12 protein-coding genes and 1 pseudogene are annotated in these 16,860 nt (G+C 45.1%); 11 read left to right on the top strand and 2 right to left on the bottom strand.

All coding sequences use genetic code 11. The features are described 5' to 3' along the window. The first annotated feature begins 14 nt into the window (after window positions 1–14). From rpoC to AV939_RS18105, 5 genes and pseudogenes are all read left to right on the top strand, one after another. Window positions 15–4,181, top strand: coding sequence for a DNA-directed RNA polymerase subunit beta' (gene rpoC, locus AV939_RS18125; RefSeq protein ID WP_057795664.1), 4,167 nt, complete (start codon window positions 15–17; stop codon window positions 4,179–4,181). A gap of 307 nt (window positions 4,182–4,488) precedes the next feature. Next, entirely contained in the window at window positions 4,489–4,863 is a 375-nt protein-coding gene (gene rpsL / locus AV939_RS18120) for a 30S ribosomal protein S12 (protein WP_013786326.1), read from the top strand. Window positions 4,864–4,937: 74 nt separating this feature from the next. After that, the gene (gene rpsG, locus AV939_RS18115; RefSeq protein ID WP_013786325.1) at window positions 4,938–5,408 is read left to right on the top strand and encodes a 30S ribosomal protein S7; all 471 of its coding nucleotides are present in this window, start codon (window positions 4,938–4,940) and stop codon (window positions 5,406–5,408) included. A 27-nt stretch (window positions 5,409–5,435) separates the two neighbouring features. Beyond that, a complete protein-coding gene (gene fusA, locus AV939_RS18110; RefSeq protein ID WP_057795666.1) occupies window positions 5,436–7,541 on the top strand; it encodes an elongation factor G in 2,106 nt (701 codons plus the stop codon). A gap of 63 nt (window positions 7,542–7,604) precedes the next feature. Beyond that, window positions 7,605–7,946, top strand: a pseudogene (locus AV939_RS18105) (GTP-binding protein); the annotation flags it as partial. A 236-nt stretch (window positions 7,947–8,182) separates the two neighbouring features. Here AV939_RS18105 and AV939_RS18100 read toward each other — a convergent pair. Beyond that, the gene (locus tag AV939_RS18100) at window positions 8,183–8,380 is read right to left on the bottom strand and encodes a hypothetical protein (RefSeq protein WP_057795668.1); all 198 of its coding nucleotides are present in this window, start codon (window positions 8,378–8,380) and stop codon (window positions 8,183–8,185) included. A gap of 389 nt (window positions 8,381–8,769) precedes the next feature. On the opposite strand from AV939_RS18100, the gene AV939_RS18095 reads away from it, so the two are divergent. From AV939_RS18095 to AV939_RS18070, 6 genes are all read left to right on the top strand, one after another. After that, window positions 8,770–9,369 carry a PepSY-associated TM helix domain-containing protein gene (locus AV939_RS18095; protein WP_057795670.1) on the top strand — a complete coding sequence of 200 codons (600 nt, stop codon included), beginning with the start codon at window positions 8,770–8,772 and terminating at the stop codon, window positions 9,367–9,369. Window positions 9,370–9,405: 36 nt separating this feature from the next. After that, a complete protein-coding gene (locus tag AV939_RS18090) occupies window positions 9,406–9,936 on the top strand; it encodes a DUF2271 domain-containing protein (protein ID WP_057795672.1) in 531 nt (176 codons plus the stop codon). 19 nt (window positions 9,937–9,955) lie between these two features. After that, window positions 9,956–10,789: a DUF4198 domain-containing protein gene (locus tag AV939_RS18085; protein ID WP_057795674.1), complete on the top strand. Its 834-nt coding sequence runs from the start codon at window positions 9,956–9,958 to the stop codon at window positions 10,787–10,789. Window positions 10,790–10,828: 39 nt separating this feature from the next. Further along, window positions 10,829–12,283, top strand: coding sequence for an NADPH cytochrome P450 oxidoreductase family protein (locus AV939_RS18080; RefSeq protein WP_057795676.1), 1,455 nt, complete (start codon window positions 10,829–10,831; stop codon window positions 12,281–12,283). A gap of 291 nt (window positions 12,284–12,574) precedes the next feature. Beyond that, window positions 12,575–13,774, top strand: coding sequence for a hydroxymethylglutaryl-CoA reductase (locus AV939_RS18075; RefSeq protein WP_057795678.1), 1,200 nt, complete (start codon window positions 12,575–12,577; stop codon window positions 13,772–13,774). Between the two features lie 172 nt (window positions 13,775–13,946). Beyond that, window positions 13,947–15,008: an alpha/beta hydrolase fold domain-containing protein gene (locus AV939_RS18070; RefSeq protein WP_231751138.1), complete on the top strand. Its 1,062-nt coding sequence runs from the start codon at window positions 13,947–13,949 to the stop codon at window positions 15,006–15,008. A gap of 48 nt (window positions 15,009–15,056) precedes the next feature. Here the strand turns inward: AV939_RS18070 and AV939_RS18065 are convergent, their stop codons facing one another. Next, a complete protein-coding gene (locus AV939_RS18065; RefSeq protein ID WP_057795680.1) occupies window positions 15,057–16,634 on the bottom strand; it encodes a sodium:solute symporter in 1,578 nt (525 codons plus the stop codon). Window positions 16,635–16,860 lie beyond the last annotated feature (226 nt).

Genomic DNA, 16,860 nt, shown 5'->3' with positions numbered 1-16,860 from the left:
GCTGGGAGAGTAATGTGAAAGACTTATTAAAGTTTCTAAAGCAACAAAACAAGACTGAAGAATTCGATAATATTCGAATCGGTCTTGCTTCACCTGACATGATTCGTTCATGGTCTTTTGGTGAAGTTAAGAAGCCAGAAACAATTAACTACCGTACGTTCAAACCAGAACGTGACGGCCTGTTTTGTGCGCGTATTTTCGGACCAGTTAAAGACTACGAATGTCTTTGTGGTAAGTATAAGCGTCTGAAGCACCGTGGTGTTATCTGTGAAAAATGTGGTGTTGAAGTAACCCTAACTAAAGTACGTCGTGAGCGTATGGGTCACATTGAACTGGCAAGCCCAGTTGCACACATTTGGTTCCTTAAATCACTTCCGTCTCGTATCGGCTTAATGCTTGATATGACACTTCGTGATATTGAACGTGTACTATATTTTGAATCTTACGTAGTAACCGAGCCGGGTATGACTACCCTTGAGCGCAGCCAACTTCTTAACGAAGAAGATTACTTGGATGCACTTGAAGAGCATGGTGACGAGTTTGACGCTAAAATGGGTGCTGAAGCCGTATTTGACCTTTTAAAAGTGTTAGATGTAGATGCTGATGTAGCTGCTATGCGTGAAGAGTTGCCTTCAATCAACTCTGAAACTAAGCGTAAGAAAATCACCAAGCGTCTTAAGTTGCTTGAATCATTCCAACAGTCTGGCAACAAGCCAGAGTGGATGATCTTGACTGTACTTCCAGTACTTCCGCCGGATCTTCGTCCGTTGGTACCACTGGACGGTGGTCGATTTGCAACGTCTGACCTGAACGATTTATACCGTCGTGTTATCAACCGTAACAACCGTCTTAAGCGTCTTCTAGACCTTGCGGCGCCTGACATTATCGTACGTAACGAAAAACGTATGCTTCAGGAAGCGGTAGATGCACTACTAGATAACGGTCGTCGTGGCCGCGCTATCACAGGTTCTAACAAACGTCCTCTTAAATCACTTGCCGATATGATTAAAGGTAAGCAAGGTCGTTTCCGTCAGAACTTACTTGGTAAGCGTGTTGACTACTCTGGTCGTTCTGTAATTACCGTTGGTCCTACATTACGTCTTCACCAATGTGGTCTTCCTAAGAAAATGGCACTTGAGTTATTCAAGCCGTTTATCTATGGAAAACTTGAAGGTCGTGGTTTAGCAACAACTATCAAAGCAGCGAAGAAGCTGGTTGAACGTGAAGCACCAGAGGTATGGGACGTACTAGACGACGTTATCCGTGAACACCCTGTTATGCTTAACCGTGCACCAACACTTCACCGTTTGGGTATCCAGGCATTTGAACCAACCCTTATCGAAGGTAAAGCGATTCAGCTTCACCCACTAGTATGTGCGGCCTACAACGCCGATTTCGATGGTGACCAAATGGCTGTACACGTGCCGCTGACTATTGAAGCTCAGCTTGAAGCACGTGCGTTGATGATGTCAACCAACAACATTCTGTCACCTGCAAATGGTGAACCTATCATCGTTCCTTCACAGGACGTTGTATTGGGTCTTTATTACCTAACCCGTGACAAAGTAAATGGTTTGGGTGAGGCAATGGTATTTACCAGCCCGAATGAAGCAGAAAAAGCATACCGTACAGGTAATGCAGAACTTCACTCTCGCGTTAAAGTACGTATCACTGAATACGACATTGACGAAGATGGCGTGAAGACTGAGAAAGTAACGCTAACAGATACTACTGTTGGTCGTGCAATTTTCTCATTGATGCTTCCTAAAGGTTTGCCGTTTGAAATTATCAACCAGGCAATGGGCAAAAAGCAGATTTCACGTTTGCTAAACGCTTGTTACCGTACACTGGGTCTTAAAGACACAGTAATCGCTGCTGACCAAATCATGTATACCGGTTTCCACTACGCAATGATTGCGGGTGCATCTGTTGGTATTGATGACATGGTAATCCCAGCTGCGAAGAAAGATATTATCGACGCTGCAGAAGCGGAAGTTATCGAGATCCAGGAACAGTTCCAAAACGGTCTTGTAACAGCCGGTGAGCGCTACAACAAAGTTATCGATATCTGGTCAAATGCCAACGAAAAAGTTGCTAAGGCCATGATGGATAACCTTAAGACTGATATCGTAATTAACCGCGATGGCGAAGAAGAAGAGCAAACCTCATTTAACTCTGTTTATATGATGGCCGACTCTGGTGCTCGTGGTAGTGCCGCTCAGATTCGTCAGCTAGCTGGTATGCGTGGTCTGATGGCTAAGCCAGATGGCTCAATCATCGAAACGCCAATTACCGCTAACTTCCGTGAAGGTCTTAACGTACTTCAGTACTTCATCTCTACTCACGGTGCGCGTAAAGGTCTTGCCGATACAGCACTTAAGACTGCGAACTCGGGTTACCTAACTCGTCGTCTAGTAGATGTTGCACAAGATTTGGTTATTACCAACGACGACTGTGGCACCTTCGGTGGTGTTACGATGACACCGCTAATTGAAGGTGGTGACGTTGTAGAACCACTTCGCGAGCGTGTACTAGGTCGTGTAGTTGCAGAAGATGTAGTTAAACCAGGCACGACAGAAGTATTGGTTGAGCGTAATGTGTTACTAGACGAAGCGCTAGTAGACATGCTTGAAACTAACTCTGTTGACCAAATTCAAGTACGCTCAGTTATCACTTGTGATAACGACTTCGGTGTGTGTGCAAACTGTTATGGTCGTGACCTTGCTCGCGGACATATGGTTGGAAGCGGTGAGTCTGTGGGTGTTATTGCCGCACAGTCGATCGGTGAACCAGGTACACAGCTTACCATGCGTACGTTCCACATCGGTGGTGCGGCATCAAGAGCTTCTGCTGAGAACAGCGTTCAGGTTAAAACTGCGGGTAGCCTTAAGCTACACAATGAAAAATCAGTACGTAACTCAGACGGCAAAGTGGTTATTGTTTCTCGTTCAACAGAACTTACTGTTATCGATGAACAAGGTCGTGAGAAAGAGCGTTATAAAGTACCTTACGGTGCTGTACTTAGCGTGGATGACGGTGCAACTATTGCAGCTGGCGACGTTGTTGCTAACTGGGATCCGCATAGTCACCCAATCGTTACTGAACGTGCAGCTAAGATTAGCTTCGCCGACATCGACGACTCTAACACTGAGATGCAACAAGACGAACTAACTGGTCTTACGCGTATCGTAGTTAAAGATCTTGCGAAGAGTAACTCTAAAGAACCTAAACTTATCCTAGAAAGTGATGAGTTCGGTCTTCAAGAGATTCGCTTACCAAGCTTTACTACTATCGAAGCGAAAGAAGGTAAGGTTGCTAACGAAGGTGACGTGTTAGCACGTATACCTCAAGAAAGCTCGAAGACACGTGATATCACGGGTGGTCTACCTCGCGTAGCCGACTTGTTTGAAGCACGTAAGCCTAAAGAGCCTGCTATCCTTGCTGAAGTTTCAGGTACTATTGGTTTCGGTAAAGAAACCAAAGGTAAGAAACGTTTGGTTATCACGCCGCCAGAGGGTGATGCATACGAAGAGATGATTCCAAAATGGCGTCAACTTAACGTGTTTGAAGGTGAGAAAGTAGAACGTGGTGAAGTTATTGCAGATGGCCCTGAGTCACCGCATGACATCTTGCGTCTACGTGGTATCTCTGCTGTAGCAAACTACATCGTGAACGAAGTTCAGGAAGTTTACCGTCTACAGGGTGTAAAAATTAACGATAAGCACATCGAAGTTGTTATTCGTCAGATGTTGCGTAAGTGCGTTATTACACATTCAGGTGATACTCAGTTCCTTGAAGGCGAACAAGTTGAAGTGTCTAACGTGAAAGTGACCAACCGTGAAGTTGAAAAACACGGTAAGATTCCAGCGCAGTATGAAACTCAACTGCTTGGTATCACTAAAGCGTCGCTATCTACTGAGTCATTCATCTCAGCTGCATCGTTCCAAGAAACAACACGTGTTCTTACCGAAGCTGCTGTTCAAGGTAAAGAAGATGACCTTCGCGGTCTGAAAGAAAACGTAATCGTGGGTCGATTGATTCCAGCGGGTACAGGTTTCGCTTACCATGAACGTCGTGCACAACGTCGTAAAGAAGAAATCGAAGAAATGTCAGTTTCTGCTGCTGATGCAGAACAGGCACTAACCGAAGCGCTTAACGCCGGTGACGACTCAGCCGAATAAGGCATGATCGTAGGAGTACGTTAACGTACTCCTAACAAATTGGCATGTTAAGCTGACAGATTGCAGTTAAATGGCTGCTTAACCTTTGTACAGCTTGACACGCCGAGCTATGATCATTAATATTCCGCGACCCGATTTTGGATGACCTCTAAAAGGCAGAAGAAAATGGGCGCGGTTTTTTGTATCAGAGCTCAGTTAATGCTGACAAGCACAGTATTAACATTGAATGAGTGACGCTAGAAAAGTCGCTTTAATGGACCCAATCAGAGTGATTGGGTTTTTGTAGTTTTTAATCAGGAGCTAGTTAATGGCAACAGTTAACCAGTTAGTCCGCAAGCCGCGCAAAAAGCCCGTTGAAAAAAGCAACGTAGCTGCATTGCAAGCTTGTCCTCAAAGACGCGGTGTATGTACTCGTGTATATACTACTACGCCTAAGAAACCAAACTCTGCACTACGTAAAGTATGTCGTGTACGTCTAACTAACGGTTTTGAAGTTTCTTCATACATCGGTGGTGAAGGTCACAACCTACAAGAGCACAGTGTAGTACTTATCCGTGGTGGTCGTGTTAAAGATCTACCAGGTGTTCGTTATCACACAGTTCGCGGTACATTAGACTGCGCAGGTGTAAACGATCGTAAGCAAGCCCGTTCTAAGTACGGTGCGAAGAAGCCTAAGTCTTAACGGTTCTCCGTTAGTAAGGCCAAACTGAAGTTTAAGAGTTTTGGGTAATTCCTGAATTCATACGGAGAATAGAAATGCCAAGAAGAAGAGTCGTAGGTCAACGTAAAATCCTACCAGAGCCAAAATTTAGCTCACAACTGCTTGCAAAATTCATGAATGTCGTAATGCTTGACGGCAAGAAGTCAGTCGCTGAAAAAATCGTTTACGGTGCGCTCGATATTGTTGCTGAAAAAACCAGCAAAGCTCACCTAGATGTATTCGAAGAAGCACTTGATAACATCCGTCCTACTGTAGAGGTTAAATCTCGTCGTGTAGGTGGTTCAACTTATCAAGTACCAGTAGAAGTTCGTCCAGTTCGTCGTAATGCCCTAGGTATGCGTTGGTTGGTAGATGCTGCTCGTAAACGTGGCGAAAAGTCTATGGCTCAACGCCTAGCTGCTGAAATGATTGATGCATCAGAAAACAAAGGTTCTGCGGTTAAGAAACGTGAAGACGTTCACCGTATGGCCGAAGCAAACAAAGCGTTTGCTCATTACCGTTGGTAATAAACGTAATATAACTGAGAGAGATGTATGCCTCGTAAGACCTCGATTGAGCGTTACCGCAATATTGGTATTGTGGCTCATGTGGACGCGGGTAAAACCACGACCACAGAGAGAGTCCTGTTTTATACAGGGTTGTCTCATAAAATCGGTGAAGTGCATGATGGTGCTGCAACCATGGACTGGATGGAACAAGAGCAGGAGCGTGGTATCACTATCACGTCTGCTGCAACGACTTGTTTCTGGTCAGGCATGGAAAAGCAGTTCGATCAGCATCGTATAAACATTATAGACACGCCAGGACACGTGGACTTTACCATTGAGGTAGAACGTTCATTACGAGTTCTGGATGGGGCTGTAGTGGTTTTTTGCGGGTCTTCTGGGGTTGAACCTCAATCAGAGACAGTCTGGCGACAGGCTGACAAATATGAGGTGCCACGTCTCGTGTTCATCAATAAGATGGACCGAGCTGGCGCCGATTTTGAGCGTGTTGTGGGTCAAATCCGTAAACGCTTAGGCGCAAACTGTGTTCCGATTCAATTGAACATGGGCGCTGAAGAAGAATTCCATGGCGTTATCGATCTTATTAAGATGAAAGCCATAAACTGGAATGCCGAAGACATGGGTATGACTTTTACCTATGAAGATATTCCAGCGCAATATTTAGACAACGCACAAAAGTATCGCACAGAGATGATTGAAGCAGCAGCTGAAGCCTCTGACGAACTAATGGATAAGTATTTAGAAGGCGAAGAGCTAACTGAAGCTGAAATCCGACTTGGTTTACGTACCCGTACACTGAACAACGAAATTGTTCTTGCCACCTGTGGCAGTGCCTTCAAAAACAAAGGTGTTCAGGCAGTACTAGACGCGGTAGTAGAATACTTACCATCACCAAGTGAAGTGAAAGCTATTACGGGTGTTTTAGACGATAAAGATGAAACTGAAGCTGAGCGTCATGCAGACGACAGCGAGCCATTCTCGGCCCTTGCATTTAAAATCGCTACTGACCCATTCGTAGGAACGCTGACTTTCTTCCGTTGTTACTCTGGCGTTGTTAATACTGGTGATACGGTATACAACCCAGTGAAAGGTAAACGCGAGCGTTTTGGGCGTATAGTTCAAATGCACGCTAAAGACCGTGAAGAAATTAAAGAAGTTCGTGCAGGCGATATCGCCGCAGCCATTGGTCTTAAAGATGTGACCACAGGTGATACGCTTTGCGATCCGAATAATGTCATTACGCTAGAGCGTATGGAATTTCCTGATCCGGTAATTTCTATCGCTGTTGAGCCTCGCTCTCAAGCTGACCAAGAAAAGATGGGACTCGCGTTAGGTAAGCTAGCCGCTGAAGACCCGTCATTTAAGGTTAAGACTGATGAAGAGTCTGGCCAGACGATTATCTCTGGTATGGGTGAGCTTCACCTTGATATCATTGTTGATCGTATGAAACGCGAATTTAAGGTTGAATGTAACGTAGGTAAACCTCAGGTTGCTTATCGTGAAACTATTCGTAAGAAAGTAGAAGTTGAAGGTAAATTCGTACGTCAGTCTGGCGGCCGTGGCCAATTTGGTCATGTATGGCTTCGTATTGAGCCACAAGCTGAAGAAGGCGCAGGCTACGAATTTGTTAATGACATCACCGGTGGTGTGGTACCAAAAGAGTTCATACCAGCGGTTGATAAAGGAATTCAGGAGCAGTTGCAAAGTGGTGTTGTAGCAGGGTATCCGGTACTAGATGTAAAGGTAACTTTGTTCGACGGTTCGTACCACGATGTTGACTCTTCTGAAATGGCGTTTAAGATCGCCGGCTCTATGGGTTTCAAAAAAGGCGCCGCAGAAGCAAATCCGGTGTTGCTTGAACCCATGATGAAAGTTGAAGTAACTACTCCAGAAGACTGGATGGGTGATGTGGTTGGTGACCTAAATCGTCGTCGCGGCATGATCGAAGGTATGGAAGAAGGCGTAGCAGGTATTAAAATAGTACGTGCTAAGGTGCCGCTTTCAGAAATGTTCGGGTATGCTACTGACTTGCGTTCACAAACGCAGGGTCGCGCATCATACTCTATGGAGTTCTTCAATTATTCTGAGGCGCCGAAAAATGTGGCGCAGGCTATTATTGAATCTAGAATTTAATCTAAATGAAGGTTCGGTCCGGTCCCGTATTGGGTCGGACTTTTAACTTAGGAAACGAGAAAAATGGCAAAAGAAAAGTTTGAACGTACGAAACCCCATGTAAACGTGGGTACAATCGGCCACGTTGACCACGGAAAAACTACCCTTACTGCAGCTATCACTACTGTTCTTTCAAAGACATACGGTGGTTCAGCTCAGGCTTTCGATCAAATCGATAACGCGCCTGAAGAAAAAGCTCGTGGTATCACCATCTCTACTTCACACGTAGAGTATGACACTCCTACTCGTCACTACGCTCACGTAGATTGCCCAGGACACGCTGATTACGTTAAAAACATGATCACCGGTGCTGCTCAGATGGACGGCGCGATCCTAGTAGTAGCTGCGACTGATGGCCCTATGCCTCTTCGCTATCCGTGAAGGTGGCCGTACTGTAGGTGCTGGTGTTGTAGCTAAGATTCTTTAATCTAAGCAAACCAAAGCATTAAGAAAAAGGCGCTCATTGGAGCGCCTTTTTTGTGTCTGTAGGTTTAGTCGGCAGTAGAAGCCCATGTGAAACGCGGCGTGAATCCATCCATGGAGCCTCCGCAGCAGCATCCATGCTGCTGAGGGTTTCACATGGGCTTCTACTGCCGCCTCTTTCAACTACCCAGACTGTTTATCGGTAGAGTAGAAGGAGCGGCGTGAATCCATCCATGGGGCCTCTGCCACAGCATCCATGCTGCTGAGGGTCTCACATGGGCTTCTACTACCGCCTCTTTCAACAACCCAGACTGTTTATCGGTAGAGTAGAAGGAACGGCGTGAACCCATCCATGGGGCCTCTGCCACAGCATCCATGCTGTGGAAGGTTCCTGATGGGGCACTACTACCTCTCTTGTAACTTCAGAAGGTCGCTGATGAAGCTCAAGATAGTCACCGATATAAACACGGTGTGAATCCATCCATGGGGCCTCTGCCACAGCATCCATGCTGTGGAAGGTTTCTGATGGGCGCGACTCCCTCACATATAAACGCAGACCAGTACATTGAGGTAGTGGGGCGTAAACCCATCCATGGGGCCTTTGCTACAGCATCTATACCTTTATACCTTTGTTAAATGACTATAATCGCGAAGTAACTATAAATGCGAGAATAAATCTCATTTGCATTGAGTCGAGGCACAAAATCTGTATTATCTATCACCTCGAACGATGAAATAGCCTTGAATAAGGAATAGCAAAATATCTATGCGCTTCTCATTAGGCAGCATTAGGCAATGGCATTGGATAAGCGGGGCGTGGTGTCTTGTTGGCATCTTACTGTTTTCCCTAACGGGTATAACGCTTAATCACGCTGCTGATATTCCTGCCAACAAAAAAATAACTGAAATAGATGCCTCGTTGCCTGCATCAGTAATAGATGAATTTGTGGCTTTGCCAGAAGGGGAAGCTGTTATTCCTGATGTCTTGGTGGATTTCGTATCTGATAAATATGATGTTGCTATCCCCGCTTCGGTGGTGGGGGAATGGGACGGTATTGAATTTTATGCTGCCTGGCCTGGGCCGGGTACTGACAGTTGGGTTGCTGTGGATAGCGAACTTGAAATGGTTACCTATGAAAGCGTGGATAGAGGATGGATTTCGTATTTCAACGATCTCCACAAAGGTAGAAATACCGGAACAGTGTGGCCGTGGTTTATTGATGTGTTTGCTGTTGCCTGCATTATTTTTAGTGTCACAGGTTTGCAGTTACTTATGCGTCATGCACCAAGTAGAGCATCCACCTGGCCTGTAACTGTTCTGGGCGTATTAATCCCATTTGTCATTTTGCTGTTATTTGTGCATTAGCGGTTTGGGGATGTGAACTTGAAAAGGAGTGAAACAATGAAAGTGCGAAATAGACTTGCGATAGCGTCTGGAGCGCTAGGGCTTATGTTAGCCTCATCAGTCTCTATGGCTGCGCAGTCAGTAACGCTTGATATAGCTTTGCCTCAGCTAGATGTTGCTGAGTATCACAAACCGTATGTGGCTGTGTGGATAGAAAACAGCAAGCGTAAATCTACTCAGGTCGCGGTGTGGTATGACGTTGATATGCGTGAACACGAAGGTAAAGAATGGCTTAAGGATCTTAGGCAGTGGTGGCGTCGTGGTGGTAGAAGTTTAGATTTACCTTACGACGGTTTAACCAGTGCAACGAAAGGCCCGGGGGCGCACGTTATCGATACTCAACTTAATAGCGCGCTTTCGAAGTTAAGTGACGGCGATTATACCCTTCGTGTAGAAGCGTCTCGTGAAGTAGGGGGCAGAGAAGTACTATCAATTCCATTTAGTCTCCCAATCTCGGCAGAATCACTTCCAGTTACTTTGGAAGGTAAATCAGAAATTGGACGCGTTTCATTGCGTCTGGAAGATTAATAAACTCTCAGAGGACATTATGAAAAAATTATCGGTAACTACATCACTGGTCGCGTTAGCCGCAACATTAGCAGTCTCATTTTCTGCCAGCGCTCACAGAGCATGGCTATTGCCAAGCTCAACAGTTCTGTCGGGTGAAGAAGCTTACGTAACGTTTGATGCCGCTATCTCAAACACTATTTTTCACCCTGATCATTTTGCAATGAATACTGATGATTTAGTGGTGACTGCGCCTAGTGGTGAAACAATAGAAACTGAAAATAGCGCACGTGGAAAGTATCGCACTACTTTCGATGTAAAATTGGAAGAGGAAGGGACGTTTAAGATCACGTCTTTCAGCTCTGGTATACGCGCTTTTTGGAAAGATGAAGAGGGTAACCGTAAAATGTGGCCTGGTCGCGGTAAGCCTTATGTAGCAGAAGAGTTTGCTACATCAGTACCTAAAAAAGCGACCGATTTAAGTGTGACTCAAGGTTCACGCCGTGTTGAAACCTTTGTTACTCTTGGTGCGCCTTCAGAAAAAGTATTTACCCCAAGCAACGAGGGCTTAGAACTTATTCCAGTAACCCACCCTAATGATTTGTTTGCTACCGAAACCGCTACCTTTACTTTACTTATTGATGGTAAGCCAGCAGTAGGTGCAGAAGTTGAAGTGGTGCGTGGCGGTATGCGTTATAGAAACACCCAAGAAATGATTTCGGTAACATCAAATAACGAAGGACAAATTAACATTACCTGGCCACAAGCAGGTATGTACTTTGTCGAAATTAGTTACAAAGATGATAAAGCTGAACTGCCAGCAACGGTAAGAACCGGAAGTTACTCAGGTACCTTTGAAGTGCTACCACTGTAAGCTCAACTTAAGCATTTACTAAGATATTTTAAAAGTACCATGACTGAAACTCACCGTTTACTCATTGCACTATCTAGCGTCACGCTTTATGTGTTGTGGGTAGCGGTGATTTTTTTTAAAAGTAAGACTAACGTTGATAGTAGTGATAGTAAAAATCAAACCTTGATTGTTTATGCTAGCCAAACCGGCACCGCCGAAAAAATTGCACGGGCTAAAGCAGCAGAATTGGCCGAAAACGAAGCGATTTCCTTGGTTTCCATGGCTTCTTTAAATCTTGCAATGCTTGGCAATGTATCAAAGGCATTGTTTGTCGTTAGCACTTACGGTGAGGGAGAGCCACCAGATGCAGGCACTCGCTTTTATCACACTTTACAGCGAGCAAAAAAGAGTGGAGCTACACCTTTATCAAACTTGTCATTCGAAGTTATCGGGTTGGGAAGTCGGGAATACAAACAGTTTTGCCGCTTTGCAGTCTCTCTTTATGAGAACATGAGCTTACTAGGTGCCACGCCATTAAACTCGCTTACTACATTAGATAGTGGAAAGGGTGAACATCTAGTACATCTTAATTCCTTAGCGAATGATTCATCTGAACAAATTCAACCTTGGGTATTAGAACACCGCAAACAGCTGAACCAAGACAATACCCGTGGCTTGTATGCAATCACCTTAAAGCCGCCTCCATCAGCGGATGAGACGGGCACAGCACCAACAACTTGGGAAGCGGGAGATATTATAGATATCTACCCTGATATAGCGCATAAGAAGCGCCCCTCAAGCGAGTCCTTGACAAAGCCCTTAAGAAAGCTAGTCGGACGTTCATATACCATAGCCTCAGCACCCCAAGAAGATGACTTAAAACTGGTAGTGAGAGAGGTAAGAAATGCGAAAGGAGAACTTGGCTATGGTTCGGGCTTTTTAACGCACAAATTACTTCAGAACCAAGCTGCCTATGCACAAATACGCAAAAATACTAATGCGGTGATCACCGATACCCAATGCCCCTTAGTGCTTATAGCTGCTGGAAGTGGAATTGCTGGTGTTAGGGCTCAACTTGCTAAACGAGCCATACTTAAAGAAAGTGGTCCAGTATGGATTTTTTATGGTGAACGAGACTCAGAACTTGATAACGTTTTAAGTAAGGCGCTATCACCCTTTCACAATGCACGGTGCATTCATAAAACCTCTATTATTTTTTCGAAGTCTTCTTTAGATTCTACCACTGCGTCTAAAAAGTATGTTCAGCATATGATAGTAGAACAGGCCGACGCTTTAAAAGCGTTCCTAGGTGCTAGTTCTGGTAAAGCCTCTAACTCCGGTAAATGCATTAGCAGCGATGCTAGTCCATACACTGACCGTGATGGGCAGATTTATGTTTGTGGTAATTTTGAAGGAATGGGTAAAGGCGTCGATGCTGCCCTACGAGATGTGTTGGGTGAAGAGCAGTACTCCACGCTTATCGAAAAACGTCGGTATCATAGAGATCTCTATTAAACGCTTAATGCTATTTACACCTTTTACTCTTCACCACTATTTATACGCCTGCCTTTTCATAAGCGCCCGCAACTAAAGTGATCTATCAATAATACCCATATCAGTCCCCGTGCCTATGTGTTACAGACTAAGGTTAAGAACTCGCGCTAAGAGCTAGTGCTACGAGCTATTGCCACGAACTAGCGCTACGAACTATTGCAGCTAACTATGACTAGTAATACATAGGGTTGATTTGCGCAGGAGCACTAGGCATAACATAATGGGTTAACATTAAATTAACAAGTAAGTGTTATGGCTAAGATCCCACGCGGCAGCTCCAATGGCAAAAGCTCAAAAGATAGTGCCTCCAACGACTACAGCGCAGAAATGGCGGAAACACGGCGTCAGTTTGTGAAGAATAAAACCGGCGCTGAAATGAAACATGTCGGTACGTTTTCAATTGAGCCAGATACCTTGCCAGGTAACATTGAGCACTTTACCGGTGTTGCTCAAGTACCTATCGGATTGGCCGGGCCGCTTGTTATAGACGGAGTAGCCGCAAAAGGCGAATTCTATGTACCAATGGCAACCACGGAAGGGACGTTAGTTGCAAGCTATAACCGCGGCATGCGCTTAACCGCAGAGTCGGGAGGGGTTAAAACTACCGTTATTGATGATGCTATGCAGCGGGCACCAGTATTTGTGTTTGAAGACGCTCGCGCGGCACTAGCATTCGGGAAGTGGGTAACTGACAACTTCGAATTAATTAAAGCTAAAGCAGAAGAAACGACTTCGGTTGGCAAGTTGCGTGATATTGAGCAGTATGCCGTATCTAAAATGCGGTGGTTACGCTTTAACTTTACCTGCGGCGATGCGGCAGGGCAGAACATGGTTAGCAAGGCCACCCGGCATGCTTGTCAATGGATGCAGTCGCAGCATATAGCTGGGCTTGAACACTTTGCCCTATCGGGTAATTTAGATACCGACAAAAAACACTCTTTTTTAAATTCGCTGCACACCAGAGGCAAGCGGGTGGTGGCCGAAGCTACTATTCCTGCAGATTTAATGAAGTCATTAATGCATTGCTCGCCGGAAGCATTATTCAAGCAACGCCAGTTGTCTAACATGGGGGCATTCATTGCGGGTAGCGTCAGCAATGGAGCCCACTTTGCCAATGGTATTACCGCTTTATTTATCGCTTGCGGCCAAGATGTTGCGAATGTAGCCGAATCATCAGCAGGGTATACCTACAGCGAAATCACTCCGAATGGCGATTACTATTTCTCTATTACTATTCCTTCACTTGTAGTGGCATCCTATGGTGGTGGTACTGGGTTAGCAACCCAGCGAGAGTGTTTAGAAACGCTAGGGTGTTATGGTAAAGGCGGCGTGAATAAGTTAGCCGAAATTATTGCTGCAACCGTGTTGTGCGGCGAGTTATCTTTGGGCGCGGCAGTGGTGGCAGATGAATGGGTTTCGAGTCATGACCAGTTTGGTCGTAATCGCCCCTAAGTTTTATATGAAAGTAATGAGCGCAGCTGAATTGAATGGCGATTACTGTTGAAAAGTAACAGGATACGGGTGAGTCTATGGGTTATAACAACCTCAAAAATATAAAAGCGTTTTGCGCATGAATCTACTTACCTTGTCCTTCATCTTCTCCTTTTTCATTTTGGTGGTATCAATGACATTTTCGTCTTCTACATCTGAAGCTTCTGCCCACAACACTGATACAGCCAAATCGACTACTGAATCTTTGTTAACAGTGCCGACTAAAATGGTACCGCTACCTCGCGCTGCGAGCGATGAACTTAAAAGCGCTATCTCTGAATACCCCATGCCGTCAGTTGATGAAGTCATTAACAACACGCCTCAATCTGTAGAGCAGTGGCGTGAATTGATTCAAAAAAGAAACGGCGATCAGAAAAAGAAAATCAAAAAAATGCGAAAGCAGTTTGATGTTGATGTGTCTTTGGAAAAAATTAATGGCGTAACGGTCAGGCGACTTACGCCTAAGACAATTGCACCTGAATTTAAAAACAAGGTGTTTATTGATGTACACGGGGGAGCCTACGTGTTTTTTGCTGGGCTTCCCAGTATAGAAGAAAGCTTATTAATCGCCCATAGAGTCGGTATTACAGTGATTAGTATCGACTATAGAATGCCACCTCATGCGCCATTTCCCGCTGCGCTTAACGATGTAGTGTCGGTTTATAGCAGCTTGGCTGCAGAGCATGGCGCACATAACCTTTTTATAGGTGGCACATCTGCAGGAGCAGGATTGGTACTTTCTGCCGTGCAAACGCTTATTGAAACAAAACAATCGTTGCCGTTGGCGGTGTATGCTGGCACCCCTTGGGCTGATTTGACGAAAACCGGCGATACCCTTTATACCAATGAAGGTATTGATCGCATATTGTTGACATACCAAGGTTTTCTAGCCGCTTCAGCTAAGTTGTATGCAGGGAGTGAGAGCTTAACCCACCCGTCTATTTCCTCTCTTTATGGCAATTTTGATGGCTTTCCGCCTACGTTGCTCGTATCGGGCACGCGGGATATGTTTTTAAGTGATACGGTACGAGTGAATCGTAAGTTGCGTAATGCGAACGTGCGTACGCAATTAGAAGTTTTCGAAGGGTTATCCCATGCCGACTACGTTGTAGCTTATGAAACCCCAGAGTCTCTTTCTGTATACCAAGAGCTCAAGCAGTTTCTGCTAAGTGTTAGTACTAATAGTTTCGACTAACCGTCGATAATGACGGTTAGCATCCCAAATGTACGACATAGCCGGTTATTAAATAAGCATCATAGGTAAGGCGATACAAATACCTATAAGCACAACACACCAAGTAATTAGGGCCGCCATATTGGCTTTAGTGAGTACATCTTGGCGGATGTTGATAAAGGGCTGTTTAACCTTTTGTTGATTCAGGCCTGGGCTTAGCCAATACACTCCGAGTGAAACACTAAGTGCGGTTAAAAAGCCAGTCACGTTCCACCAAAACCAAAATACATCCGGCTGGTTTAGCCACAAATATATATTGACCAATACACCAGCGATAAGCCCAGTATTAACCTGCTTTGCCGAAAGGTGTTTTGTGCACACGCCTAAGAAAAATGTAGCCAAAATAGGACCAAAGCAAACCGAGCCAATCTTGTTAATGGCCTCAATAATGGTGGGCGCAATATCATCTACCACAAATGACAAACCCAATGTGAGCAAGCCCCAGAACATGCCAGTGTACTTAGCCACTTGAAGGGTACTTTCTGGCGACAGTGTTTTACCCACTACCCGACAATAATCTTCAACTGATACCGCAGCCAAGCTATTAATCGCAGAACTTAAAGATGACATGGCCGCGGCTAAAATGGCCACTAATAACAAACCTAAAATACCGTTCGGAAGGTAGTTGACTATAAAGATAGGCATCAGCCAATCGGGTTGATCGTCAGGAATTTGAGCAAGGAATTCTGGGGTGGTCAGTGCTAATGTCCCGATGATTAACCCTGCGAAGCAGTAAATAAGGGTTATAGGGAAACGTAAGAAGCTGGCAGTCATAATGATTTTCTTTAAATCGCCTAGGCTCCTTGCCGACAGCGAACGCTGGGCTTCGGATTGGTCGCAGCCATAATATGAAGCGTATAGCACGATGCCACCAAAAACCATGGGCAGCAGGCCGAAACCTTCGCCATCAAATCCATAAGATGATGTGTTTAGTGTAGAGAGTCGTTCAGGCTGTACTTGCTCAAGAAAGCTTGTCCACCCGCCTATATGATATAGCCCGAAACCTAAACACACCAAGGCGCCTGCAACTATCAATATCATTTGCACAGCATCACCATACACAACGGCTTTCATGCCACCTTGCAAAGAGTAAATAAGGGTAATAACACCAATCAACAACACGCTTTGCCAGAACGCTAAGCCCATCGTGCTTTGCAATATAATAGAAATGGCGTAAATCATAATGGCGGTGGCAAAAGAACGGCTTATTTGAAACACCACGCTAATCAATACTCGTGATGAGCGGCCAAAACGTTGCTCTAAAAAGTCATAAACACTGACGACGCCAGAGCGGTACAAGGTGGGTAAAATAAAATAGAGCAAGGCCAGCATGGCAAGAGGGAGGGCGAGCTCGTATGATAACCAAATAAGGCCACCACCTTCTCTTAGCCCAACAAAAGCAGGAGCCGAGATAAAGCTTACTGCAGATAACTGCGTGGCCATAATGGAGAGGGAAAGTGGCTTCCAGCCCAGCTGTCGATTAGCAAGAAAGTAATCTTTCTTACTCACTTGTTTTCGAAACACAAAACCCATGACTAACAAACCCACAAGGTATATAGCCACTACCGTGAAATCGACAAAATTCATAGTCGCTCACTGTGCATATGTGTTGCTGCGTTTAAGGGGGTATTAAGTGTGAGTGTCGTAAGCGTGTTTAAAACCAACGTGTGGTTGGCGCGAAGGCTTATAGCGAGCGTGCTTATAGTGAATAAATGGTGCGGTCTGTAGTGGCGCGGCATGAATCTTCCCTGATAGTGAGCGTACGAATTCGTTACTATTCAGATACGTTACCACAGGGTTCAAGCATGTGCTA

The organism is Alteromonas sp. Mac1 (genome assembly GCF_001562125.1).
Lineage (GTDB): Bacteria > Pseudomonadota > Gammaproteobacteria > Enterobacterales > Alteromonadaceae > Alteromonas > Alteromonas stellipolaris.
Note: the sequence above shows the minus strand (reverse complement) of the source record. Positions and strands in the feature narration are given on the sequence as shown.